General features: G+C 60.6%; 18 protein-coding genes. 13 read left to right on the top strand and 5 right to left on the bottom strand.

Annotated features, from left to right (window positions below; genetic code table 11):
* The first annotated feature begins 57 nt into the window (after positions 1–57).
* The 6 genes from ASD95_RS19135 (at position 58) to ASD95_RS19110 (ending at position 6,693) form a co-directional block, all read left to right on the top strand.
* Complete coding sequence (locus ASD95_RS19135; RefSeq protein WP_046041277.1) at positions 58–972, top strand: glutamate/aspartate ABC transporter substrate-binding protein; 915 nt, start codon at positions 58–60, stop codon at positions 970–972.
* 194 nt (positions 973–1,166) lie between these two features.
* The gene (locus ASD95_RS19130) at positions 1,167–1,913 is read left to right on the top strand and encodes an amino acid ABC transporter permease (RefSeq protein ID WP_056721091.1); all 747 of its coding nucleotides are present in this window, start codon (positions 1,167–1,169) and stop codon (positions 1,911–1,913) included.
* Positions 1,913–2,584, top strand: a complete 672-nt coding sequence (locus tag ASD95_RS19125) for an amino acid ABC transporter permease (RefSeq protein WP_056721094.1) — start codon at positions 1,913–1,915, stop codon at positions 2,582–2,584. Before ASD95_RS19130 ends, ASD95_RS19125 begins: the two co-directional genes overlap by 1 nt.
* Entirely contained in the window at positions 2,581–3,315 is a 735-nt protein-coding gene (locus ASD95_RS19120; protein WP_056721096.1) for an amino acid ABC transporter ATP-binding protein, read from the top strand. The genes ASD95_RS19125 and ASD95_RS19120 overlap by 4 nt, the downstream gene beginning before the upstream one ends.
* Positions 3,316–3,466: 151 nt before the next feature.
* The gene (locus tag ASD95_RS19115) at positions 3,467–5,368 is read left to right on the top strand and encodes a sensor histidine kinase (protein WP_056721097.1); all 1,902 of its coding nucleotides are present in this window, start codon (positions 3,467–3,469) and stop codon (positions 5,366–5,368) included.
* Positions 5,365–6,693, top strand: coding sequence for a sigma-54-dependent transcriptional regulator (locus tag ASD95_RS19110; protein ID WP_056721099.1), 1,329 nt, complete (start codon positions 5,365–5,367; stop codon positions 6,691–6,693). Before ASD95_RS19115 ends, ASD95_RS19110 begins: the two co-directional genes overlap by 4 nt.
* 63 nt (positions 6,694–6,756) lie before the next feature.
* On the opposite strand, the gene ASD95_RS19105 is transcribed toward ASD95_RS19110, so the two are convergent.
* Entirely contained in the window at positions 6,757–7,791 is a 1,035-nt protein-coding gene (locus ASD95_RS19105; protein WP_056721101.1) for an alpha/beta fold hydrolase, read from the bottom strand.
* Between the two features lie 218 nt (positions 7,792–8,009).
* Here ASD95_RS19105 and ASD95_RS19100 point away from each other — a divergent pair, with 218 nt between their 5' ends.
* Both ASD95_RS19100 and metR read left to right on the top strand, forming a co-directional pair.
* Positions 8,010–13,244, top strand: coding sequence for a dermonecrotic toxin domain-containing protein (locus ASD95_RS19100; RefSeq protein ID WP_056721102.1), 5,235 nt, complete (start codon positions 8,010–8,012; stop codon positions 13,242–13,244).
* Positions 13,245–13,361: 117 nt separating this feature from the next.
* Positions 13,362–14,279 (top strand): transcriptional regulator MetR, encoded by a 918-nt coding sequence (gene metR / locus ASD95_RS19095; RefSeq protein WP_007985733.1) that lies wholly within the window; start codon positions 13,362–13,364, stop codon positions 14,277–14,279.
* A 162-nt stretch (positions 14,280–14,441) separates the two neighbouring features.
* Here metR and ASD95_RS19090 read toward each other — a convergent pair whose 3' ends face one another.
* The 4 genes from ASD95_RS19090 to ASD95_RS19075 are packed head-to-tail and all read right to left on the bottom strand — an operon-like array spanning position 14,442 to position 17,454.
* Positions 14,442–14,939, bottom strand: a complete 498-nt coding sequence (locus ASD95_RS19090) for a GNAT family N-acetyltransferase (RefSeq protein ID WP_056721105.1) — start codon at positions 14,937–14,939, stop codon at positions 14,442–14,444.
* A 2-nt stretch (positions 14,940–14,941) separates the two neighbouring features.
* Positions 14,942–15,580, bottom strand: a complete 639-nt coding sequence (locus ASD95_RS19085) for a LysE family translocator (RefSeq protein ID WP_056721107.1) — start codon at positions 15,578–15,580, stop codon at positions 14,942–14,944.
* A 23-nt stretch (positions 15,581–15,603) separates the two neighbouring features.
* Complete coding sequence (locus ASD95_RS19080) at positions 15,604–16,038, bottom strand: NUDIX hydrolase (RefSeq protein ID WP_056721109.1); 435 nt, start codon at positions 16,036–16,038, stop codon at positions 15,604–15,606.
* 57 nt (positions 16,039–16,095) lie between these two features.
* Positions 16,096–17,454, bottom strand: a complete 1,359-nt coding sequence (locus tag ASD95_RS19075; protein ID WP_056721111.1) for an HD domain-containing phosphohydrolase — start codon at positions 17,452–17,454, stop codon at positions 16,096–16,098.
* 255 nt (positions 17,455–17,709) lie between these two features.
* Here ASD95_RS19075 and ASD95_RS19070 point away from each other — a divergent pair, with 255 nt between their 5' ends.
* The 5 genes from ASD95_RS19070 to ASD95_RS19050 are packed head-to-tail and all read left to right on the top strand — an operon-like array spanning position 17,710 to position 26,060.
* Complete coding sequence (locus tag ASD95_RS19070; protein WP_056721113.1) at positions 17,710–19,974, top strand: GGDEF/EAL domain-containing response regulator; 2,265 nt, start codon at positions 17,710–17,712, stop codon at positions 19,972–19,974.
* A complete protein-coding gene (locus tag ASD95_RS19065) occupies positions 19,971–21,845 on the top strand; it encodes a putative bifunctional diguanylate cyclase/phosphodiesterase (RefSeq protein ID WP_056721116.1) in 1,875 nt (624 codons plus the stop codon). The genes ASD95_RS19070 and ASD95_RS19065 overlap by 4 nt, the downstream gene beginning before the upstream one ends.
* Before the next feature lie 47 nt (positions 21,846–21,892).
* On the top strand, positions 21,893–22,846 hold the full coding sequence (locus tag ASD95_RS19060) for a cytochrome-c peroxidase (protein ID WP_056721118.1): 954 nt from the start codon (positions 21,893–21,895) through the stop codon (positions 22,844–22,846).
* The gene (locus ASD95_RS19055; RefSeq protein WP_056721120.1) at positions 22,843–24,657 is read left to right on the top strand and encodes a DAHL domain-containing protein; all 1,815 of its coding nucleotides are present in this window, start codon (positions 22,843–22,845) and stop codon (positions 24,655–24,657) included. The genes ASD95_RS19060 and ASD95_RS19055 overlap by 4 nt, the downstream gene beginning before the upstream one ends.
* Positions 24,654–26,060 (top strand): ATP-binding protein, encoded by a 1,407-nt coding sequence (locus ASD95_RS19050; protein ID WP_056721122.1) that lies wholly within the window; start codon positions 24,654–24,656, stop codon positions 26,058–26,060. Before ASD95_RS19055 ends, ASD95_RS19050 begins: the two co-directional genes overlap by 4 nt.
* The last annotated feature ends 2 nt before the right edge of the window (positions 26,061–26,062 follow it).

Genomic DNA, 26,062 nt, shown 5'->3' with positions numbered 1-26,062 from the left:
AGCACAAAAGGGCCGATGAACTGGCTCCATAAAAAAAACAAAGTCGAGGAAAATTTGATGCGCATCGTTCCCCATATCCTGGGCGCAGCCATTGCTGCCGCTCTGATCAGCACGCCAGTTTTCGCCGCCGAACTCACCGGCACCCTGAAGAAGATCAAAGAGTCCGGCACCATCACCCTGGGCCATCGCGACGCTTCCATTCCGTTTTCCTATATCGCGGATGCTTCCGGCAAACCGGTCGGCTACTCCCACGACATCCAGTTGAAAGTCGTCGAAGCGCTGAAAAAAGACCTCGACATGCCGAACCTTCAGGTCAAGTACAACCTGGTCACCTCGCAAACCCGTATCCCGCTGGTGCAGAACGGCACCGTGGACCTGGAGTGCGGTTCCACCACCAACAACGTCGAGCGTCAGCAACAAGTTGACTTCTCCGTTGGCATCTTCGAAATCGGTACTCGCCTGCTGTCCAAGGCAGACTCCAAGTACAAGGATTTCCCTGACCTGGCCGGCAAGAACGTCGTGACCACCGCCGGCACCACGTCCGAGCGCATCCTCAAGGCGATGAACGCCGACAAACAGATGGGCATGAACGTCATCTCCGCCAAAGACCATGGCGAGTCGTTCCAGATGCTGGAAACCGGCCGCGCAGTGGCCTTCATGATGGACGACGCCCTGCTGGCTGGTGAAGCCGCCAAGGCCAAGAAGGCAAGCGACTGGGCCGTGACCGGCACTCCACAGTCCTACGAAATCTACGGCTGCATGGTGCGCAAGGGCGACGAGCCGTTCAAAAAGGCTGTGGATGACGCCATCAAGGCCACCTACGCATCGGGCGAGATCAACAAGATCTACGAAAAATGGTTCATGCAACCAATCCCGCCAAAAGGCCTGAACCTGAACTTCCCGATGAGCGACGAACTCAAGGCCCTGATCGCCAAACCGACTGATAAAGCGGCAGACGACAAGAAGTCCTGATTTCTGACTAACCTTATCTCCTGAGAGGGCCCTGACCCTTTCAGGAGGTGGTCACTTCCTGCTGGCATTTTTTGGAAACACTCGAACCGGTGGCTGTCGAGCCGGGAGCGTGTGCCTGTCCCTCAAGGACAGGAGGGAACGGAGCTTCCCCCAAGCGGGCACTTGTACATCGATTGAACTGAGGGGAGACCCTAATGAATTACAACTGGGACTGGGGCGTGTTCTTCAAGTCCACCGGCGTGGGCAGCGAGACTTATTTCGACTGGTACGTGTCCGGTCTGGCCTGGACCATCGGCATCGCCATCGCGGCCTGGATCATCGCCCTGACACTGGGCTCGATCCTGGGCGTCATGCGTACCGTGCCGAACCGCATCGTATCGGGCATCGCCACCTGCTACGTCGAACTCTTCCGTAACGTGCCGCTGCTGGTTCAGCTGTTCATCTGGTACTTCCTGGTACCCGACCTGCTGCCGGCCGACCTGCAAGAGTGGTACAAGCAGGATCTGAACCCGACCACCTCGGCCTTCCTCAGCGTCGTCGTGTGCCTGGGCCTGTTCACTACCGCCCGCGTTTGCGAACAGGTGCGCACCGGTATCCAGGCACTGCCAAAGGGCCAGGAATCCGCGGCTCGCGCCATGGGCTTCAAGCTGCCGCAGATCTACTGGAACGTGCTGCTGCCCCAAGCCTACCGGATCATCATTCCGCCGCTTACCTCGGAATTCCTGAACGTTTTCAAGAACACCTCCGTGGCCTCGCTGATCGGTTTGATGGAACTGCTCGCGCAGACCAAGCAGACCGCCGAGTTCTCCGCCAACCTGTTCGAAGCCTTCACCCTGGCAACGCTGATCTACTTCACCCTGAACATGAGCCTGATGTTGCTGATGCGTATGGTCGAGAAGAAAGTCGCCGTACCGGGCCTGATTTCCGTAGGGGGTAAATGATGGAATTCGACTTCTCGGGCATCATCCCGTCTCTGCCGGGCCTGTGGAACGGCATGATCATGACCCTCAAGCTGATGGCCATGGGCGTGATCGGCGGCATCATCCTCGGCACCATCCTTGCCCTGATGCGCCTGTCCCACAACAAAGTGCTGTCGAACATCGCCGGCGCGTACGTTAACTATTTCCGCTCGATCCCCTTGCTGCTGGTGATCACCTGGTTCTACCTGGCGGTACCGTTCGTGCTGCGCTGGATCACTGGCGAAGACACGCCGATCGGCGCGTTCGCCTCGTGCATCGTGGCCTTCATGATGTTCGAAGCGGCGTACTTCTGCGAAATCGTCCGTGCCGGTGTGCAGTCGATTCCCAAGGGCCAGATGGGCGCTGCCCAGGCGCTGGGCATGACTTACGGACAGATGATGCGCCTGATCATCCTGCCGCAAGCGTTCCGCAAGATGACGCCGCTGTTGCTGCAACAGAGCATCATCCTGTTTCAGGACACCTCGCTGGTCTACGCCGTCGGCCTGGTGGACTTCCTCAATGCGTCGCGCGCCAGTGGCGACATCATTGGCCGCTCCAATGAGTTCCTGATTTTCGCGGGTCTCGTGTACTTCACTATCAGCTTTGCCGCCTCGCAGCTGGTCAAGCGTCTGCAAAAAAGGTTCGCCGTATGATCTCTATCAAAAGCATCAACAAGTGGTATGGGGACTTCCAGGTACTGACTGATTGCAGCACCGAGGTCAAAAAAGGCGAAGTGATCGTGGTGTGCGGGCCGTCCGGTTCCGGCAAATCGACCCTGATCAAATGCGTCAACGCCCTGGAGCCTTTCCAGAAAGGCGACATCGTGGTCGACGGCACCTCCATCGCCGACCCGAAGACCAACCTGCCGAAACTGCGTTCGCGCGTGGGCATGGTGTTCCAGCACTTCGAGCTGTTCCCGCACCTGACCATCACCGAAAACCTGACCATCGCGCAGATCAAGGTGCTGGGCCGCAGCAAGGAAGAAGCCACCAAGAAAGGCCTGCAACTGCTCGAGCGCGTCGGTCTCTCGGCCCACGCCCACAAGCATCCGGGCCAACTGTCCGGCGGTCAGCAGCAGCGTGTGGCGATTGCCCGTGCGCTGGCGATGGACCCGATCGTCATGCTGTTCGACGAACCGACCTCGGCGCTGGACCCGGAAATGGTCAACGAAGTACTGGACGTGATGGTGCAACTGGCCCACGAAGGCATGACCATGATGTGCGTGACCCACGAAATGGGCTTCGCCCGTAAAGTCGCGGACCGGGTGATCTTCATGGACGCCGGCAAGATCATCGAAGACTGCAAGAAAGAAGAGTTCTTCGGTGATATCAACGCCCGCGCCGAGCGTACGCAGCACTTCCTCAACAAGATCCTGCAGCACTAAAAAGCTTCACGGTCTCCCCTGTAGGAGCTGCCGCAGGCTGCGATCTTTTGATGTTGCCTTTAACAAGCAAAGATCAAAAGATCGCAGCCTGCGGCAGCTCCTACAGGGAGTCCTCTGGGCTTGTTGTTGTGGTTGACCCAAGGCATCTGTGATGAAATGCGACCCCACTCTTTATCGCGCCACGTCGCCATCACTCGCCGTGAAACCCCGTCTGGTTCGCCATTTGTTCCTGCCGCCGCTGATCATCGCCATGATGATCGGCCTGGGCTTTATCGGCTTCTGGATCAGTGAACACTACGGCATCCGCAGCCTCAGCGAAAACGGCCAGCGCCAGCTGGAACTGCACGCCCGTGCAGTCGAAAGCGAAATCAGCAAATACACCTACCTGCCCAGCCTGCTGGAACTCGAAACCAGCGTTGCGCAGTTGCTGGCCGACCCGACTCCGGAACACCGGCAGACGGTCAACGATTACCTCGAAGGCCTGAACCGGCGCAGCCGCAGTCGGGCCATCTACGTGATGGACACCACCGGTCGCGTCATGGCCACCAGCAACTGGCGCGATGTCGACAGTTACCTGGGTGAAGACCTGTCCTTTCGCGCCTATTTCCAGAACGCCGTGCGCGGTCAGCCGGGGCGCTTCTACGGCATCGGCAGCACCAATGGCGAACCCGGTTACTACCTGGCCCACGGCCTGGAAGAACACGGCAAGATCATCGGCGTCGCGGTGGTCAAGGTCCGTCTGGAGGCCATGGAAGAACGCTGGCAACGGGCACGCCTGGAAGCCTTCGTCAGCGACGAAAACGGCATCATCATTCTGTCCAGCGATCCGGCACGACGCTTGAAATCGGTGATACCGCTGAGCGAAGAAACCAAGGAAAAACTCGCCCGCAGCCTGCAGTACTACTGGTTCCCGCTCAACGAACTGCAGCCGCTAGCCCGGGAAACCCTGTCCGAAGGCGTGGAAAAACTCACGTTCCCGGCCAATAGCGAACTGGTGTCCGACGATGAAAACATCAGCTACCTGGCGCAGACCCGGCCGCTCGGCGATACGCCGTGGAATTTCACCCTGCTCACGCCGCTGCAGGACCTGCGCCGCGAAGCGATCAACCAGGGGATCCTGGTGGCCGTGGCGTTTGCCCTGCTGGCGTTCCTTTTGATCGCCTGGAACGAGCGGCGCAAGGTGATCGCCACTCGCCTCGCGGCCCGGGAAGCCTTGCAGGAAGCCAACAGTCTGCTGGAGCGTCGGATTACCGAACGCACCACCGACCTGCGCGCCAGCAACGAACGGCTCAAGGGCCAGATCCGCGAACGCCGGCAAGCCGAAGAGACCTTGCGCCGCGCCCAGGATGAACTGGTACAGGCCGGAAAGCTCGCGGCCATCGGCCAGATGTCCACCAGCATCGCCCACGAACTGAACCAACCGCTGGCAGCGCTGCGCACCTTGTCCGGCAATACCGTGCGCTTCCTCGAACGCGGCCAGCTCGACGTGGCCAGCACCAACCTCAAGACCATCAACGAACTGATCGACCGCATGGGCCGGATCACCGCCAGCCTGCGCTCGTTCGCCCGGCGCGGTGACGACAAGGGCCAGGCCTGCCTCGGCAAAGGCGTGGACGCGGCCTTGCAATTGCTCGGCGGCCGGGTGGAAAACATTCACCTGCAACTGCACCGCGATTTCACCGATGTGCAGGTGCAGATCGACCAGACCCGCCTGGAACAAATTCTGGTCAACCTGATCGGCAACGCCCTCGACGCCATGCAAGCGCAGCCACAACCCGAACTGTGGCTCGAAGGCGAAGCGTTCGATGGCAAATACCGCCTGCGGGTGCGTGACAACGGCCACGGCATCGATGCCGAAGCGCGCAAGCACCTGTTCGAACCCTTCTTCACCACCAAACCCGGCGAACAAGGCCTGGGCCTGGGCCTGACCCTTTCCGCCAGCCTGGCCGCCGCCACCGGCGGTCACCTGGGTGTCGAGCACCCGGCCAGCGGTGGTACCGCGTTCGTCCTCAGTTTACCGTTGGTAAGCCCCACTCCCGCCGAGCCAATATGAACAACGACCTTAGTGTATTGATCGTCGAAGACGACCCCCATGTACTGCTCGGCTGCCAACAGGCGCTGACCCTGGAGGACATTCCCTGCATTGGCGTGGGCAGCGCCGAAGAAGCCCTGGAGCGGGTCGGCGACAACTTCGCCGGCATCGTCGTCAGCGACATTCGCCTGCCGGGCATCGATGGCCTGGAATTGCTGACCCGTCTCAAGGCCCGGGACCGTAGCCTGCCGGTGGTGCTGATCACCGGGCACGGCGATATCTCCATGGCCGTCGACGCGATGCAGAAAGGCGCCTACGACTTCATGGAAAAGCCGTTCTCCCCGGAGCGCCTGGTGGATGTGGCCCGCCGCGCCCTGGAGCAACGCAGCCTGGCGCGGGAAGTGTCGTCGTTGCGTCGGCAACTGGCCGAACGCGATTCCCTCGAAGGGCGGATCATCGGTCGCTCGCCGGCCATGCAGAACCTGCGGGAACTGATCGCCAACGTTGCCGATACCTCGGCCAACGTGCTGATCGAAGGCGAGACCGGCACCGGCAAGGAATTGGTCGCCCGTTGCCTGCACGATTTCAGTCGGCGGCATACCAAGCAGTTTGTCGCCTTGAACTGCGGTGGCCTGCCGGAGAACCTGTTCGAAAGCGAAATATTCGGCCACGAAGCCAACGCTTTTACAGGCGCGGGCAAACGTCGGATCGGCAAGATCGAGCACGCCGACGGCGGCACGCTGTTCCTCGACGAAGTGGAAAGCATGCCCCTGCCCTTGCAGATCAAACTGCTGCGGGTGTTGCAGGAACGCACCCTCGAACGCCTCGGTTCGAACCAGAGCGTAGCGGTGGATTGCCGCGTCATCGCAGCGACCAAATCCGACCTCGTCGAGTCGAGCAAGGCCGGCGAGTTCCGCAGCGACCTGTATTACCGCCTCAACGTGGTGACCCTGGAACTGCCGCCGCTGCGCGAACGCCGCGAAGACATCCTGCAACTGTTCGAACACTTCCTGCAGCAGTCGTCCCTGCGCTTCGACCGCACGGTACCGGAACTGGACAACCAGACCGTTTCGAACCTCATGAGCCACGACTGGCCGGGTAATGTGCGTGAACTGCGCAACGTTGCCGAGCGCTTTGCCCTGGGCCTGCCGGCGTTCAAGAAAACCGGTGCCGGCGCCGGCAACCAGGGCCTGGCCTTTGCCGAAGCGGTGGAGGCGTTCGAGCGCAACCTGCTCAGCGACGCCTTGCAACGCAGCGGCGGCAACCTGACCCAGGCCAGCCAGGAACTGGGCATGGCCAAGACCACGCTGTTCGACAAAGTGAAAAAGTACGGCCTGAGCCATTGAGCAAAACCTGATCGCCCACAACCTCTGTAGGAGCTGCCGGAGGCTCCTACAGGTGATCAGGGGTTAGAGGAGGTTGCGATCGGCCACAGGCTCGATCTGCGCCCAGTGCGAGGTGTCTTCACGGTGCTCGCGCAAATACGGCAACACCGCCCCCAGCAACGGCGCCTTGAATGCCTCCTGGAAGCGATGGGCCAGACCCGGAATCAGGATCAATTGACTGCCACGCAGATGCGCCGCCAGATGCACCCCGTGCATCACCGGCAGCAGCGGATCGGCCGTGCCGTGCACCACCAGCGCCGGTACCCGCAATTGATTGAGCAGCGCCACCCGGCTCGGCTCGGCGAGAATGGCCATGATCTGGCGTTTCACACCCTCGGGATTGAACGCCCGGTCATAGGACTGTGCCGCCTGATGCAGCAGCGCCTGGCGATCGTCGGTGACCATCGGGCTGCCCAGTGCCGCCAGCAAGTCGGCCTGTTGCTCCAGGGCCACTTCGCGGTTCGGTGCGCCGCGCCGGGCCAACAACTGCACCAGCGCCGCACTCGGCGCCGGCAAGCCTTCGGCACCGGAGGTGGTCATGATCAGGGTCAGGCTCTCGACCCGTTGCGGTGCCATGGCCGCCATGCGCTGGGCGATCATTCCGCCCATGCTGGCGCCCAGCACGTGGAATTGGTCGATGTGCAAGGCGTCCATCAAGCCCAGGCCATCCTCGGCCATGTCGGTCAGCGAATAAGGCGACGACACCGGCAATCCGAGTTTGTAGCGCAAAACTTCGAAAGTCAGGTTGGCTTCGGCCGGTGCTTGCCGCCAGGTTGACAGGCCTACGTCGCGATTGTCATAGCGGATCACCCGGAACCCCTGCTGGCACAGGGCGACCACCACTTCGTCCGGCCAGTGAATCAATTGCCCGCCCAGGCCCATCACCAGCAGCAATGCCGGATCGGACGCACGGCCGATGCTCTGGTACGCCAGGCTTACCTGGGCCAGATCCACCCGTTCGGTCGGAACATTGACGTCACAACGCGAAGCCGCCATGGACGGCAGGCCGAACAACAGCGCGGCCAACAAAACGATTCGTGAAAGGAATGAAGCACCCATGGAAAAACACCAAAACGCAGAACCCCAGTAGAGCGCGAGTCTGATGAAGTTTGTTCAAGCGCGCTGCCACAGTTCCATGACAGTTTGATGAAGAGTGCCGAGCGGTCATCAGGCGTCAGATTCAGCCTCGCAATAACTATGTACCACCCGCCCTTTTGACGACTGTCTCCTAATGCCCGCACCGCCGGCACGGCCCGGCCTTCTGGAGATTCATCGTCATGGTTGACGAAACCACCCCCCTAGCGGCCGATTTCGGCCTTGTTGTTCCTTTGCCCGCGAACCCGGACCAAGGCCTGACCCTGAGCGCCTCGGAGCGCTGGAATGAATGCTGTGAACAGTGGCGGGCGCTTATGGCGCAAAATCCGCAGTCGCCGCTCGCCAGCACTTGGTGGAATGCCCGTGCGCGCGGTACGGATCAGTCACGCCGGGCTCAGGCCAACCGCTTGTATCGTCAGCATTTCGAAGCGTCGAGCCAATGGGCGTTTGCCCGGGGCATCCTGGATGTCGAACAGTTCCAGACATTGCAGGCGTTCATCGATCCGCCCGTGCAGACAGCAACGCCTGCCACTGCACGGCATTACGTCGAGCAAATGCAGTTCAAGGATGACAAAGGCCTGTCAATCGAACTATCCGGCGCGTTGGTCATCACCCGGGACACAGCCCAGCCGGTCGCTCAATTGCTGTACTTGCCTTCCCGGCCATCGGCCTGGATGACCTTTGAAAGCCGAGTCGATATGGAAAGCTGGCTGATCGAACATCAGCCGCAGATGTTCGACCACCCCCGGCTACCGACAGGTACCCTCAGGGTCTATTACACAGTGCTTGAGCGCAGCGTACTGCAGACCAGTGCTCAATCCTTGTGGGCACGATTGCCTGTCACCCCTGGCGATCGACTGCGTAACGAATTGATCCTGGCCCCGCCCGCCAACCTGCCGGACGCGGATACCAACGACGACGATGTCCTGTTCGGCCAGTTGAGCCCCGATATTCCACTGGGCATCCGTCTCCATGCACTGGCGCAACAGCGCACGGCACTGGATGCCTTGTTGGGCGATAACTTTCAGGGCAACCACACTGACCCGCGCCTGCAACGTCTGCAACGGCAAATGGACGAGCTCACGACGGCCGAGCAGGCCAGCACCCGCGCCGCAACCGCGCTGCTGCACACCGACAGTGCGCAGCAAATGCTGGAACTGCGCCACAAAAACCGCCCGCACTACGCCGCCCTTTACCAGGCGCGCCTGGACGGCCTGCGCGCCGAAGCCGAGCTGCAATTGAGCCTGAACCAGATCAGCCACGAGGAACATCAGTGGTTGATCTGTGTACTGGATGCACCGGATCAACCACGCCCGGCCGGAGTGGTGGTGGCGCGTCTGGTGTTGTCGATGATGGATACCGAAGGTGATACCCCCCGTACACAAACCCAGGAACTGGACGGTGTATTGCTGTTTGCCCAGCCATCGGCCTTGCTGCCGTCCTCGACCGAAAGCCTGTTGCTCTACTGGCCGGGACGTTTCGGTGGCCTGCAACGGTTCACCTCTCGACAGGCGCTGGAACAGACGCTGTTCAAACTGGCGGCCAACGACAACAGTCAAGCGCTGCATCTCTTGCCGCTGGCTGCAAGCCCGTTCGAATACGCCTTGCAGAACCAGCTTCATGGCTGCGTACAACAAGTGGCACGGCTGCTTTCCGCCAACCGGGATCCGTCTCGCGCCAGTCAACGCGAAACAGAACTGGAAAAGCTGCGCGAACAGACCCTCGCCTGCCTGACGGTTCCTGTCCACGCAGCCCGAGAGCTGGCGCACCAGCATATTGTCGAGCAAGTTCACAGCAGTGCACTGGCCGCACGTTTGCCGGCGTGGCACGACGCCCTGCCCACCGTGCAACGTGAGCGGATCAAGACGCTGTTCAAGTCCTACATCGAGGCCATGAAGCGCTCCCATGAATGGCTGGAGCGCGAGTTGCCGCCCCGCGACGCCTTCAGCAAAAAAGCCATTGATGCCCACCTGCGCCAGGCGTTCGGCCTGAGCCGGAACGTTGACGTGCTACTGGACGTGCCTGACGCCACCACCTGGCGCAAAGTCGTCATCGAGGGTGCGGCACCGGGAACCCCCCAGGAAAACGTGCTGGTCGCCAGCGAGCAACGCAGCAAGCTGTCCCTCGGAGACCTTGCGCAAAGCAACATTGATCAGGCGATGTCGTGGCGACTGTCGTTCATGCAAGTCGAGACCAGCGGCGGCGATCCGACAGATCGACAGAAGCTGAAAACCGGCATCACCCAGGCCTGGCTGCGAAAGATGGCCACCGAACTGGACCTGGCCGGACAGTATGAAACGCTGATCCGTGAAACCTTCCTCGGCACCTCGAACGCACCGACCTTCAGCAATGAATACCGCCACGAATGCCTGAGCGAACCCTGGCGCCTGATGCTGCGCCTGCAAGGCGAATTCGCCGTGCTCGCCAAAGACATCAATACCGATGGCCAGCAGGTCCTGGACATTGCCATCGATGCCAACAACCGTGACGCTTTCAGCGCCAATGGCAAACGCATCCAGCTGCTGCCGGCACACCTGACGGTGGGCGGTAAGGACACCCATGGCCAGGGACCGAGCACCTTGTCCGGCGTCACGTTTATCGTGGAGCAGATCAGCGGCCTGACCCTGCTTTATCTGCCCGACAGTCCAGACGGTGTTTTTCTGCGTCAATTCGACAGTCTTGAAGACGCTCGGATGCGCCTGTTCAACGACTGCCTGCGCAGCTCAATGGTCAACTACCTGGCCGGCCAGGCCTTGAAGGGCGATGTCACCCGCCACGTCAGCCGGATCAACCAGGCCCGGTTGAGAAACTTCGACACCCTGATTGGCGTCGGTACGCCCTGGCCAGCCAGTACATCCCTGGCAGCACATCTGTTGAATGTGCACATGGGCCGCTTACTGGAAGCCCATCGGGCGACGTCTCGTTCCAACGATGCGTTGTACCTGGAACAGGTTGCGCTGCAATCCGGCGCGATGTTCAACTACCTGAAAATGGCGCTGGGCATGGTGCCCTTCGTCGGCACGGCGATTGCCTTGTACGACGCCTGGAGCAGCGCCAACCTGGCAGTGGCGGCGTTCTTGCGCGGAGATGTCGGCCACGGGCTGGCCGAGGTCGAAGCAGTGCTGTTGTCATTAATCGACGCGGCCATGGATCTGCTGCCCGGCGCCAGTGCGGCACCTTCGGCAGCGCTTGCCATCACCCGCCAGCGCCAGTTGCGCGCCGTGAGCAAGAGCGTCGGCGCACTGCGCGGTTCGACGCAGCGCCAGGCACAACGAACCCTGGAACGCTTCAAGGGCTATGAATACGAACAGATGATTTCCCTCGCCGGCCTGCAACCGGGCACCGAAGGCATCTATCGCAACGTGTATCACCACGCCGACGGCGACTTCATGCTCAGCCAGGGGCGAATCTATCGCATCGAACTGGAAGGCAATCCACCCCGCTGGCGTTTGAGCGGCACCAGCAGCCGGACCTACAAACAGCCAATCGCCCTGGATGAGTCCGGCCACTGGAACACCCACTACGCAGTATTCGGCACGGTGATCGAAGGCGGCGGCGTGGGGGGAGGCGCGGTGCTTGGGCACATGGCCGATGGACTGGACCCACTCTGGCCGGTCGCCATACGCCGCTGGCTGCCGCGCTGGTGGACGGATCGGGCCCTGCGTCGACAACTGACCCTGACCAATACCGCCGACGCCTACACCCGGCGGCTGGACACCCAGACCCGAAGCAGCAACGCCACGCTGGAGCACTACTTCGCCCTCGAACCCGATCAGCGCCCGGCCTCGCGCGCCAGAGCCGACATCGCCTGTGCGAACGATATCGACCTTGCCCAGGCCCAATACCTGAATCTCGATGAGCTGATGTTGTACAGCCATGGCCGCAAACGCGTGCAGATCGAAGACATTCAAAGCCGCTGCGCCTGGATCATCGTCGACCGTTCGGTGCGACGAATCGGCCTGGTCAAGGAGCGGCTGGTGGAGCACCTCAACCGTATCGATCAATTGGTCACACGATCAGACACCACACCAGCCACTGATACCGCTGCGCACTTGCAGCTCATGGCGCAGCGCAAACTGGTCCGCAAAGACTTTCTCAAAGATTTCGATCAGCTCCGTACGACGGTCGAGGAAGCCAACCGCTGGAACCGCCGGATCACTAACAGGACGCAAAAGTCGAAGATGGTGGCGGACATGGCGACCGTGAATGAAAAACTCAGCGACGCCAATCACTACTATCTGAAAACGGCACACACCCTGGAAATCATCACCCGTTATGACGCGGTGACCGACCTGTCCTGGATATACTTCCACACGCAGTTGAAAACAGCCCGCAACAAGGTCGGCCGCGCATTACTGACACAGCATCACCTGCCACAGGTGAGCGCCACCGTCAGCCAGCGCAACAAAGTCCTCGAAGACTGCCTGGCGACCTATACCGAGTTCCGTCGCCAACTGGGCGCCTGGACCATTGGTTATTCGCAGCACCTGGACCAGGAGCAAGTCACCGCGTTTCTGGACAATCTGGACAAGGTCGAGGAATTCGCGCGCCATGCCATCAGGACCCGCCCTTCGGTGGTGCCCAGGGAAGGACGGCCCGGGCAGCAACTGTTCGAGACCGAAGACAACCAGTTGTTGATCGGTATCGCCAGCACCGACGCGGCCTCCCGGCAAAAACGCTTCACCATTCAAGGGGTTGGTGGCCACACGGAAACCTGGCTCCCGCGCTCCAGCGGCAAATATCACCTGAGCGAACCACCGAAATCCGCCCAGCCGGCACTGCCGACCGACGTCAGGCCACTGCTGAGCGAAGCCAGAAAAAGGCTGGGAAGCACGGACGCCTATACCGACAAAGTCAAAGGCTACGCGCAGCAAAACACGCTGCCGGTCGACCTTGAGCACATGATGAGCAGCGAAGCGGCGGAGTTGACCCTGCGCGCCCAGGCCATCGAACGGTTGTCCCCCACCGAGACCGTGGCGCAACAGTTGCGCACGCGGGCGGATGAAATGCTGAGCACGGGGCGCACCCTGCGCATCGAGCAAAGCATGAACAGCAAAACCCCGACCGAAGGTTATCTGGACTATTTGGTTGAACAACAGATGGTGGACATCCGCAAGGAAGGCGGTTTGCGCGACCTGGGCAAACGCCCGGACGGACGACGGGATTTCCTCCAGGAGTACGAGGTGCGTGACTTGCGCCACGAACCGGCGCAAACCCTGTGGTACGCACACTTCCACTACACCTCGGCCAAGCCGCAATTCAGCGACTTCGTCAAAGGCCATCTGAAACGGCCGGAACAACGCAACCTGGGTCTGCAATGGCAGAAGGACATGGCCGCCAGTGGCGGTACGGTCGAGGCGATCTGGCGCGGCGACATCGGCAAACCGCTGGGCAACAAACACTTTTCCACGCTGTAAAGCAGCAACGGCGGGGCACGCAATGTGCTCCGCCGTGCTTGTGGTCGACAGCGGCACCAACATGAGACAAACTCAACCTTTTCGATTTATCGACAAGTTTTCCTCATGGAGCCCCCGGTGCTTGAAATCCGTCACCTCAAGACCCTGCACGCCTTGCGCGAAGCCGACAGCCTGGTGGATGCGGCCGATCGCCTGCACCTGACCCAGTCAGCCCTTTCCCACCAGTTCAAGGAACTGGAGGAACGCATGGGCATGCCACTGTTCGTGCGCAAGACCAAACCGGTGCGCTTCACCAGCGCCGGTTTGCGCCTGCTGCAACTGGCCGACGCCACCCTCCCGCTGCTGCGCGCCGCCGAACGCGACATCAGTCGCCTGGCCGGGGGCACCGCCGGACGCCTGCACATGGCCATTGAATGCCACAGTTGCTTCCAGTGGCTGATGCCGACCATCGACCAGTTCCGTGACGCCTGGCCGGAAGTCGAGCTGGACCTGGCCTCGGGGTTTTCCTTCGCCCCGCTGCCGGCCCTGGCCCGTGGCGACCTGGACCTGGTGGTGACCTCCGATCCGGTGGACCTGGCCGGGATCACCTATGTACCGCTGTTCACTTATGAAGCGATGCTCGCGGTGGCCAACCAGCACCGCCTGGCCAGCAAGGCCTATATCGTCCCCGAAGACTTGCTCCCGGAAACCTTGATCACCTACCCGGTGGAACGGGACCGGCTGGACATCTTCACCCGTTTCCTCGAACCCGCCGACATCGAACCGGCCCAGGTCCGTACCTCGGAACTGACGGTGATGATGATGCAACTGGTGGCCAGCGGGCGCGGCGTGTGCGGCATGCCCCATTGGGCGCTGCATGAATACAGCTCGCGAGGCTATGTGAAAGCCAAGCGGCTGGGCGAGAAAGGACTGTTCGCCACGCTGTATGCGGCAATCCGCGCCGACATGCTCGATGCGCCGTACATGCGTGACTTCCTGCTGACGGCCAAGGACACGTCGTTTTCGACGCTGGATGGGGTTAGTGCGGTTCGCTGATTTCTTAATGAAGGAAAACTGTACAAATGTGGGAGCGGACTTGGTCCGGGCGGCGTTCCGACGAAGGCGGCATAACATTCAAGATTGATGTTGCCTGACCCACCGCTTTCGTCGGAACGCCGCCCGGAGCAAGCCCGCTCCCACAGGGGATCAGCGGTGACTTCAGAGCTCGCGCCACATGTGGATCTTGTCGAAGTAATCTTCCCCCACCCGCACCGCCATCGGTTCCAGGCCGAACTGGATGAAGCCGCAGCGCTGGTAGAGGTTGAGCGCGGCATCGTTGCCGGCGGTGACGGTCAACTGGACCAGGCGCAAACCCTCATGGTTCTGCGCCTCGGCCAATGCCGCCTGAACCAGCTGATGGCCGAGGCCGCGCTGGCGAACCTTGGCGGTCACATACATGCCAAACAGCGTCACCTTGTGCCGGGCCTTTTCCCGAGGCTCGAACGCAAGGCCGACGATGCCGGCCAACCGGCCTTCTTCGAACGCCCCTAGTACCAGGTCCATCTTGCCGGTCAGGCGCGACTCCCACCAGCCCAGCGGCATCGTCGCCCGCTCACGCACGCTCGAGGTAAAGGCCTGCGGGTGCAGGTCGTAGGCTTCGAGCATCAGCGCCCGGTAGTCCATGGCATGGCTGGCATCCAGTCGTTCGATCCACATGCTCAAGCCATCCGTTTTTGCTCAAGCATCAACCGCAGCGCCAGCGCCGACAATACGAAGCCCATGAAATAGCGCTGCATCGCCAGCCAGGTCGGATTGCTGACAAACCACGAGGCGATGCCCGCGGCAAACATGGCGATCAGCAGGTTGACGCAGAAACTCACGCTGATCTGGGTCAGGCCGAGGATGATGCTCTGGCTGAACACCGAGCCGTGCTCCGGCGTGATGAACTGCGGAAACACCGACAGATAGAACACTGCGATTTTCGGGTTCAGGGCACTGGTCAGAAAGCCCATGGTGATCAGCTTGCGCGACGAATCCGGGGGCAACTGCTGCGCCTCGAACGGCGAGCGCGCACCGGGCTTGATCGCCTGCCAGGCCAGCCACAACAGGTACAACGCACCGGCCCACTTCAACACTTCATAGGCCATCGGCACGGCCAGGAACACCGCGGTCAAACCGGCGGCGGCGGCAAACAGATGCACGAAGAATCCCGCAACCACCCCAAGCAACGAAATCACCCCGGCCTTGCGCCCCTGGCAGATCGAACGGGAGATCAGGTAGATCATATTCGGCCCCGGCGTCAGTACCATCAGCAACGCGGCGGCAGCAAAAATCAGCAGGTCTTGAAGCGGGATCATGGGCGAAGTCCTTTGCGTGATGATCAGGCGATCGCAGTCAGCGATGCACGATAAAACGGCAGGATCTGGTCCCGTGTCAATGGCGCCAGGCTGACATCGCCTTCGGTGGCCGGGTCGATCCAGATCACTTCTTCGATCTCTGCCTGCGGGGTGACATCCGAATCAATGTTCAGCTGAAAAAGCTCGGCGTGTACAACAAAACCCGGCTCGTTGGCGGCCGGTGCCGAGAAGTGACCGAGGTAAACGGCCTGCGCCGGGTCGATGTCCAGAGTCAACTCTTCTTCAAGTTCCCGGGCCAGGGCGTGGACCGGCAACTCATGGGGCTCGATCTTGCCACCCGGCTGCATGAACGCCGTGGTGCCACGCTTGCGCACCAGCAGTGTGCGGCCATCAGGGCCGATCAGCAGGGCGGCGGCGATATGGATAATACGCGGTAAAACAGCGGATACAGATGTCATGTGTCAACCATGGACCCTGGTGGAAATCACTAGGATCCCATGTCCGACCGTCCGCCGTCATGCCTTGGCCTGAACCAGCTCCGGCGTATCCTGCGGGACCTTCACGAAAATCCTGTACTTGCCGCCTTCCATGGCTTCGAAGGCGATCAGTTTTTCCACCAGCGGCCCGTTCAACACCTTGCCGGCATTGAGCAGGAGCATGCCGTTATCGGCGTTGAGATTGCGCGCCAGCATCATCCCGGCCGTCAGTTCCCGGGTGGTCAGGACCTTGACCTGCGGATCGGCCAGGGTGATATCGCTCAGGAATGTGGTGCATACCTTGATGAAATCTTCGAGCAGGTCAGGATCGTAAAGCCGTCCGGCGTACTGGCGCAGGTAGAGCAGCGCTTCGTCGCTGTTCATCTGTCGTTCGAGAATCAATCCTCGCTGCAACTCGACGAAGTCGACCGCCAGCTTCAGCAATCGCGATCCGAACGGAATGGCTTTGCCCTTGAGCCGGTCGGGGAAACCACTGCCGTCCCAGCGTTCCTGATGGTGCAGGATCAACCGCGCCGCGTCCTTCATCGGGTCCAGGGTCATCAGTAGCGATTCGCTCTGCTTCGGATAGCCACGATAGCGGTCGCGGTCAGTGTGCCTCAGCAGATCCGAAGGGGTGACCATCATGCTGTCGGACCAGCTCAGCTTGCCGATGTTGTACAGAGCGGCCGCCATGGCCAGGTCGCGGCTGGCAGCTTCATCCAGCCCATGTTCCGTGCAGTACCCGCGCACCAGTTCGATGATCTGCCGGTTGGTCTGCTTGGCCGATGGCAGGCGCAGATTGGCCAACAGCGAGAACACCTCGGTGCCGGTGACATAGCTGTGCTTGAGCTCCTCGTAAGCCAGGTCGAGCATGTCGGCGGTCTGCTGCAATTCGGCGGTGCGGGCGGCGACATGTTTTTCCAGTGTGCTGTTGAGCAACTTGAGCTGGTCGTTCTGCACCCGGGTCAATTGTTCCAGGCGCTGGCGCTCACGCTCCGAATGCTGGTGGTCCAGGGCCTGGCGCAGGGTCAGGAGCATTTCGTCGTCATTCCAGGGTTTGCTTATGTAGTGGTGGATCTGCCCCTCATTGATGGCTTTGATGATCGCCGAGGGGTCTGCATAGCCGGTGAGCATGATCCGCATGGTCGCGGGATAGCGCTGACGGACATGGGCCAGCAACGTGGCGCCGTCCATATTGGGCATGCGTGCATCGCTCATCACCAGATCCACTGGCTGCAACGCCATGATTTCCAGCGCCTGGGCACCGCTGGTGGCCAGCAACACCTCGTAGGGCTGGCCGCGCAACAGGCGACGCAGACTGTTGAGGATCGGCTCCTCATCATCGACCAGCAACACTTTGGGGCGACTGTTCAACATCGGTACGGATTGCTCTTCCATGGCATGGTCTCAAGCGAGTCATTTAGTGTGACAGGCAGCGCGGGCCTACCGTCGTTCCCGCCTACGCTTGAATGACAGGCTAGATGATTTTCCGTATCGCTCGCGCTAATTATTGTTTTGAGTTCTGCGGGCAAAATGGCCAATGGCGACTATGCTCAACGCAATGGACTGTACAACCGGCCTGCTGGCAGCCATGTGACGAGGGAAAAGGATGCTCCCGAAAATGAACGCGCGTACTCCTGCCGGTACCGCCCCATGAACACCTGGCAGACGCGCATCAATCGTCGTGTGCTCATCGTCGACGATACCGCGTCGATTCATGCCGATTTCGCCAAGATACTCAGCCCGGCCACTGTCGAGGATGACAGTCTTGGGCAAACCGAAAACCTCCTGTTCGGCACCCTGTCCACCACACCGGCCCAACACTTTGAACTGGACTCGGCGTTCCAGGGCCGCGAAGCCCTGGACAAACTCGAAGCCGCCCTGGCGAACGATCGCCCCTACGCCATGGCTTTCATCGACATGCGAATGCCACCAGGCTGGGATGGCCTGGAGACCATCGAACGGTTGTGGCAGGTCGATCCCAAACTGCAGGTGGCGCTGTGCACTGCCTACTCCGACTACTCCTGGGAGGACATCGACCGACGGCTGGCGCTGAACGACCGCCTGCTGATTCTGAAGAAGCCCTTCGATGCAATTGAAATACGCCAGATGGCCAGCGCCCTCACGGTCAAATGGCAGATGACCGAAGACGCCGCGCTCAAGATGAACCTGCTGGAACAAGCGGTCCAGGAACGCACCCGGGAACTGTCCGACGCCAATATCATCGTGCAGAACAGCCCGACCATCCTTTACCGGTTGCGTGGCGAACCGTCGTTTCCGCTGATGTACATTTCCCATAACATCACCCGCTACGGACACGTCGCCGCCGATCTGGTGGGCTCGGCCAACTGGGCCCAGCAGTTGATCCACCCGGAAGACCAGGCCAGTGTCGATGCGGCCATGGCCCGGGTGCTGGACCGTCATGCGCTGGGCGCCTCGATTGAATTTCGCCTGCGCACCGGCCAGGGAGCATGGCGCTGGGTAGAGAACCGCTACATTCCCGTACGCGACCATGACGGTCGCCTGCTGGAAGTCGAGGGGATCATTCTCGACATTACCGAACGCCGGCAGGCCGAAGAAAAAATGGCCCTGCTCGCCCGCACGGACGGGCTCACCGGCCTGGCCAACCGCGCCACCCTGATCGAACGCTTGCATCAGGCCTTTGCTGCCGCACGTCGAGGCGCAGAGGCATTCGCGGTATTTTATCTGGACCTTGATCACTTCAAGCGGATCAACGACACCCTCGGCCACCCGGTGGGTGATCTGCTGTTGCAGGAAGTGGCCCGGCGCATCAAATTCGGCGTGCGGGAAAACGATGTGGTGGCACGCCTGGGCGGGGACGAGTTCGCGATCCTGCAACTGGACGTCAGCGACCCGACCCAGTCCGCCGCCATGGCGGCCAATATCCGCGATGCGCTGCTGACGCCGTACAACCTCGCCGGCAATGCCCTGCATATTTCAGTCAGCATAGGCATCAGTAGCTACGGCGTCGCCTGCCTCGACGCCGACAGCCTGCTGAGCCAGGCGGACATGGCGCTGTACCGCTCCAAGGAAATGGGCCGCAACCAATATCACTTCCACTCGCAGGAGATCACCCAAGAAGTGGCCGAGCGCATGGCCATCGCCAATGACTTGATGACGGCCATCGAGCGCGATGAACTGGCGCTGCATTACGTTCCGGAAGTGGATATGCACAGCGGCAGGATCCTGGGCATGGCAGCGCAAGTGCGCTGGTGTCATCCCCGGCGCGGCGAACTGCTGGCGCCGGCTTTCGTGCCCGCGGCGGAAAAGACCGGTGCCATCATCCCTCTCGGGCGCTGGGTGCTGGATCAGGCCTGCCGGCAGATGAGCCTGTGGCGTAACGAGGGAATGGCGCCCCCCGTGATGGCGATCAAACTGTCCCTGGCGCAGCTAAAGAGTGGTCCGGAGCTCATTTACGACGTGCTGCGCACCACTGCGCGCTGGGAACTCGCCCCCTGGGACCTGCGTTTCGACGTGACCGAAGCGACTCTGGCACAAACCAAGTGGACCCAAAACGATGTGCTGCCACGACTGCGTGAGCTGGGGGTAAAAATCGCCATCGATGATTTCGGCACCGAATATTCATCATTCGATTACCTGAAAACCTACCGGGTCAATCACCTGAAGCTCAACCAATCCTTTATCGACGGCGCGACTCAGGATGCGGCTGGCGCCAACAGCCTGCGGGCAATCGTCAACTTCGCCCGGGACCTGGGAATCGGCATCATTACCGAAGGCGTCCAGCCATCGGATCGGCCCCGCACGCCAGCGTCAACCGCCCCGCTGCCAAGCGCACAAGGCCTGTACTTCAGCGAGGCCGTAAGCGCGGAACAAGCGGCCCGGTTGCTCAAGGACGGGAACATGGCGCCCCCATCCTCCAGGGAGGATGAGGAATGAAAACACTTTTCTCCCAGACCAACCGACGTATTCTCATCATCGACGATACACCGGCGATCCATGCCGATTTTCGCAAAATCCTCACCCCGAACACCGACGGCGAAGCGGATCTGAACAGTCTCGAACACTCACTGTTCGGGACTCGGCAATCTTCGCGCCTCAACTTCCAGCTCGACTCCGCCTACCAGGGCAAGGAAGCCCTGGCGTTGGTCGAACGCGCACTGGCCGATGGCCACCCCTATGCCCTGGCGTTTATCGACATGCGTATGCCGCCTGGCTGGGACGGTCTTGAAACCATTGAACACCTGTGGAATGCCGACCCGAACCTGCAAATTGCCTTGTGCACCGCCTATACCGACTACAGCTGGGAAGCCATGGCCGAACGACTGGAGCTCGGTGACCAGTTGCTGATTCTGAAAAAACCTTTCGATACCCTGGAAATCCGCCAGATGGCCAATGCCCTGACCTGGAAATGGCAACTGGCACAGGACGCGGCGCTGAAGTTGTTGAGCCTTGAGCAGACCATCGAGGCACGGGTACACGAACTGCTCAAGGTGTCGCACCTGCTGCAGTACGACGCCCTCACTGGGCTGCCCAACAGCACTTTGCTGGGTGATCGCCTGAGCCAGTCGCTGGCCGCTGCCCGACGCCATGACAAGCACCTGGTGGTGATGTTTCTCGGACTGGATCGGTTCAAGCGCATCAACAACGCGCTGGGCCACCCGGCCGGGGACGAAATGCTCAACCGGGTCGGGCAACAACTGCTCAAGTACGTGCGAGAGTCCGACTCGGTCTTTCGCTATGGCGCCGACGAATTCGTGGTGATCCTCAGCGACATCAACCACCCCCAGCAGACCCGCGGCATCGCCGAAAAACTGCTGAGTGCCGTGCGCAGCCCACAGTCGATCGCCGGCCAAGAGATCAGCATCACCGCCAGCCTGGGTATCAGCGTTTACCCCGATGACGGGTTCGAGGCCATTGACCTGATCAAAAAAGCCGAGTCCGCCATGCGCCATGTCAAGGAGAGCGGTCCGAACGACATCGGTTTCTTCATCGAAGCCATGAACCAGCGTGCCAGGGAGCAGCAGAGCATCGAATCGGGCATTCGTCAGGCCCTGCAAAGGCACGAATTCGTCCTGCACTACCAACCGAAAATCGAACTGAGCAGCGGACGGGTAGTCGGTGCGGAGGCGCTGGTGCGTTGGCAAAAACCCGGGCATGGCCTGGTCTATCCGTCCGAGTTCATCCCCGTGGCCGAAGACAGCGGCCTGATCGTGCCACTGAGCAAGTGGGTTCTGGCCGAAGCCTGTCGTCAGGCACAACGCTGGCAAGCAGCCGGCCTGCCGGCGATCCGCATGTCAGTCAACACATCGGCCATCGACTTTCGCCAACGTGATTTCGTCGAAGGTATCGAACAGATACTCCAACAAACGGAAATGCCCCCCTGCCTGCTGGAACTGGAAATAACCGAAGGGGTACTGATGCAGAACGTTGAAACGACCATGACCGCGCTGAACCGGCTGAAAACGCTGGGGGTGCGCCTGGCGATCGATGACTTCGGCACCGGTTATTCCAGCTTGAGCTATCTGCGCCGGTTCCCCATCGATGTGCTGAAAATCGATCAGTCGTTCATTCGTGGCTTGAGCAATGACACCAACGATGCCGCCCTGGTCAGCGCGATCATCAGCCTGGGCAGGAGCCTCGATCTGAATGTCATCGCCGAAGGCGTCGAGACCGAGGAACAACTGGCGTTTCTCAAGGCCCATCAATGTGAGGAAGGCCAAGGTTACTACTTCAGCAAGGCCCTGCCGGCAGACTCTTTTGCGCGGCTGCTGGCCGTTGGCTGGGCAGAACAGCGAGACGACTCATGAACAGGCAGACACGACAGTCCGGCGGTAAATTCGCGAGACGATGGCCCATGTCCCTTGTCCCCCCCTCCCTTGCGATCCTGCTTTACGGGCTCAGTGCTATCGCCGGTGCCGCGCCGCTGGACGAACCGCTCAAACCGTTGCCCGAAATACCGAAACAGAACCCCGCTCAGGTCGAACTCGGTCGCAAGCTCTTCAGTGATCCGCGCCTGTCGGTCAACAACACCCTGTCCTGCGCCAGTTGTCATCAACTGGACAAGAGCGGAGCCGACACCCGCGCGCTTTCCCTCGGCTTCGATGGACAACCGGTATCGATCAACACGCCGACGGTATTCAACGCCAGCCTCAACTTTCGCCAATTCTGGGACGGCCGCGTCGAAACGCTCGAGGCGCAAAGCAACGTCGTCATTACCAGTCCCCACGAAATGGGCAGCGACTGGAACACCATCATCCAGCGGATCAACGAGGATCCAGACTACCGCGCAGGCTTCAGCGCGGCGTTCCCGAAGGCAGTGACCAAGGCCAATATACAGAGCGCACTGGCCGCCTACGAGCGCACCCTGCTGACGCCCGGATCCCGTTTCGATCAATACCTGCTGGGCAATACAAGCATCCTGACCCTCGACGAGAAATACGGCTATCAGCGCTTCAAGGACTACGGCTGCATCGCCTGTCATCAGGGCGTGAACATCGGTGGCAACATGTTCCAGAAGTTCGGGGTGTTCGGTGATTACATCGCCGATCGCGGCAACCCGACCGTCGCTGACCAGGGACGGTTCAACATTACCGGTGACAAAGCGGACCGCTCGGTGTTCAAGGTCCCGAGCCTGCGCAATGTCGCGCTGACCGCCCCCTACTTTCACGACGGCTCGGCGCCCACCCTCGAAAGAGCCGTGGACGTCATGTTCCAGTACCAGTTGGGGCGCATGCCGAGCGCTGAAGACAAAGCGCTGATTGTGAAGTTTCTCAAGACCCTGACCGGCGAATGGAAGGGCAAGTCATGATAAAGCTTTCACGCCGCTTCAGCCTGCTGTTACTCGCGCTCGTCGCCGTGCTCCTGGCCTCGACCCTGGTTTTTCTGTACTTCAAATCCAACTCGGAACAGACCGTGACCTACTCGGAATCCCGGGATCTGATCCGCCTGATGAAACAGCAGGACGCCCAGTGGGAAAACGAGGTCCTCAAGTCCCGGGTGGCGATTTCGCATAACTACGACCCTCTGGTTTCGCCAATGAACGAGATGAACCGGCTATGGGAGCAGTTCGATACCATGGAGTCAGGTCATGGGCGCAACGACTCAAAGCAATGGAGCGATGCCCACGAGGCTTTTCTGCAGGCGATGCAGGAAAAGACCCGACTGGTGGAGCAGTTCAAGTCGCACAACGCCTTGCTGCGCAACTCGCTGGCCTTCCTGCCCACCGCCGAGGACGACATCCAGGCGCAACTGGCCGACCTGCCTGACCTCGACAAGCTGCAAGTGCAAAACATCGCCACCGATACCTATGACCTGTTGCTCAGTGCCCTGGAGTTCGCCCAGGTCACCTCCGTCGACAAAGCCGCCGACATTCAGGTGGGGCTGAGCAAACTGGCGGTGAACGCGCAACGCTTGCCTGGGGAGTTTCATACCCCGATCAGGATCCTCAGCAATCACGTCGCCCTGATCCTGCGCGAGCAGCCGCTTGTCAACGCTTTGCTCGAAGACATCGAAGCGGTTCCCGTGGCGGATCGTCTGGACGACATCACCAACATGCTCAACCTGGATCAGCAACGGTCCGAGAAAATCGACAAGAAATACCATTTCTACCTGCTGGTGTTTTCCGGCCTGCTGGTGTTGCTGCTGATGTGGCTGGCATTTCGGCTGATCCGCAGCTTCGCCGAGATCAACCGGGTCAACAATGCTCTGCAAACCGCCAACGACGTGCTCGAACAGCGGGTCGAGGAACGTACCCGCGAGCTCAGGAATGCCCAGAGCGAACTGCTCGGCGCCGCGCGCCAGGCCGGCATGGCCGAAATCGCGACCAACGTGCTGCACAACGTCGGCAACGTGCTCAATAGCGTGAACATCTCTGCCGACCTGATTGCGCGAAAGCTTCGCAGCAGCAAGACCCTCGGACTGGGCAAGGCAATGCAACTGATCAACGGCCATCCGGAGGATCTTGGCCATTTCCTGACCGAGGACGAAAAGGGCAAGCTACTGCCCGGTTATCTCAATCAACTGGTCGGCGCCATCGCCCAGGAACAGCAGGAGATGGCCGACGAACTGGGTCAGATGAGCAAGAGCGTCGACCATATCAAGGACATCGTTGCCACCCAGCAATCCTATGCCGGGGCCAACAGCATCACCGAACCGCTGTACATCAGCGAACTGCTCGAAGACGCACTGCGCATGAATACCGGTGCGCTGGCCCGGCATCACGTCACGGTGATCAAGGAATACAGCGAGGTGCCTCAGGTGATGGGGGACAAGCACCGCTTGCTGCTGATCCTAATCAACCTGATCAGCAATGCCAAGTACGCAATGTCCGACCTCAACAACCGCTCAAGGGAAATGACCCTCGGTGTGCGAATCGTCGACGACACTTTCCTGGAAATCAGCGTCAGGGATGATGGCGAAGGTATCGCCCCGGAAAACATGACGCGGATCTTTGCCCACGGTTTCACCACCCGCAAGGAAGGTCATGGTTTCGGCCTGCACAGCTGCGCGCTGGCGGCCATCGAGATGAATGGCCACCTCACCGCCCACAGCGACGGCCCCGGCCTTGGCGCGTTGTTTACCTTGCAGATACCGCTGATCACCGTAACGGAGAACGCATGAGTGAGCTCTCGAACCGCCGCATTCTGTTGATCGACGACATGCCGTCGATCCACGACGATTTTCGCAAGATCCTCGCCCCGCCCCAGGCTCACTCGGCAGAACTCGACGAGATGGAGGCCGCATTGTTTGGCGAACAGACCCAACCCGAGCGCCCGATTTTCGAACTGGATTCGGCCTATGGTGGCGAAGAAGGCCTGGGCAAACTCAACCTCGCGCTGCAGGAACAACGCCCCTACGCGCTGGCGTTTGTCGACATGCGTATGCCCGACGGCTGGGACGGGGCAAAGACCATCGAACACCTGTGGCAGCAGGATCCGCAATTACAGGTGGTGGTCTGTACCGCCTACTCCGATTATTCCTGGGACGATCTGCTCAATCGTCTGAATGCCCATGACCGGCTGCTGATCCTGAAGAAACCGTTCGACAATATCGAAGTCAAGCAGATGGCCAACACCTTGCTGACCAAATGGGAAATGACCGAACGGGCCTCGCTGCAGATGCATCACCTGGAACACCTGGTGGATCAGCGCACCGCCCAGCTCAAGCAGGCCAGCGAGGCTTTGCAGCGGGAAATCGACGAGCGCAAGCAACTGGAAGGCCAGTTGGTGCAATCGGAAAAGCTCGCTTCGCTGGGCCAACTGGCGGCCGGTGTCGCGCATGAGATCAACAATCCGATCGGGTTCATCTCCTCCAACCTTGGCACTCTTGACGGTTACTTTCAGCAATTGCTGACCATGCTCGACGCCTATCACAGCGCTGAACAGGTCCTGGCGGGCAGCCAGACAGCGTTGCAACTTGAGCACATGCGCGAGCAGATCGAACTTGAGTATCTGCGCGAGGATGTGCCGCTGCTGATCAAAGAGTCGAAGGAGGGAATCAGCCGGGTCGGGCAGATCGTCAGGGACCTGAAAGACTTCTCCCGGATCGACAACAATCAGGAATGGCAATGGGCCAATCTGCAACAGGGCATCGAGTCGACACTGAACATCGTCGCCAGCGAACTCAAGTACAAGGCTGATGTAGTCAAAGACTATCAGGTGCTGCCGGAAATCGAGTGCCTGCCGTCGCAAATCAACCAGGTCATCATGAACCTCGTGGTCAACGCCGCGCAGGCCATGGGCCCCGAACGCGGCACCATCACCCTTCGCACCGGGACGCAGGGCGAGACGGCATGGATCGAAATCGCCGATACAGGATCAGGCATCGCGCCCGACACCCTGCAAAAAATCTTCGATCCGTTTTTCACTACTAAACCGGTGGGCCAAGGGACAGGGCTCGGCCTGTCCCTGTCCTATGGCATTGTGAAAAAACACGGTGGCGATATTTCGGTGAGCAGCGAGCTGGGGAGCGGGACGACGTTTCGCGTACAACTACCGCTACGCCAGACCCGACCGGCCGCCTGACG

Origin of the sequence: Pseudomonas sp. Root71, from assembly GCF_001429045.1 — a bacterium.
Taxonomy (GTDB): Bacteria; Pseudomonadota; Gammaproteobacteria; order Pseudomonadales; family Pseudomonadaceae; genus Aquipseudomonas; species Aquipseudomonas monachiensis.
The sequence above is the reverse complement of the archived record's forward strand: the minus strand, read 5'-3'. Positions and strand labels throughout refer to the sequence as shown.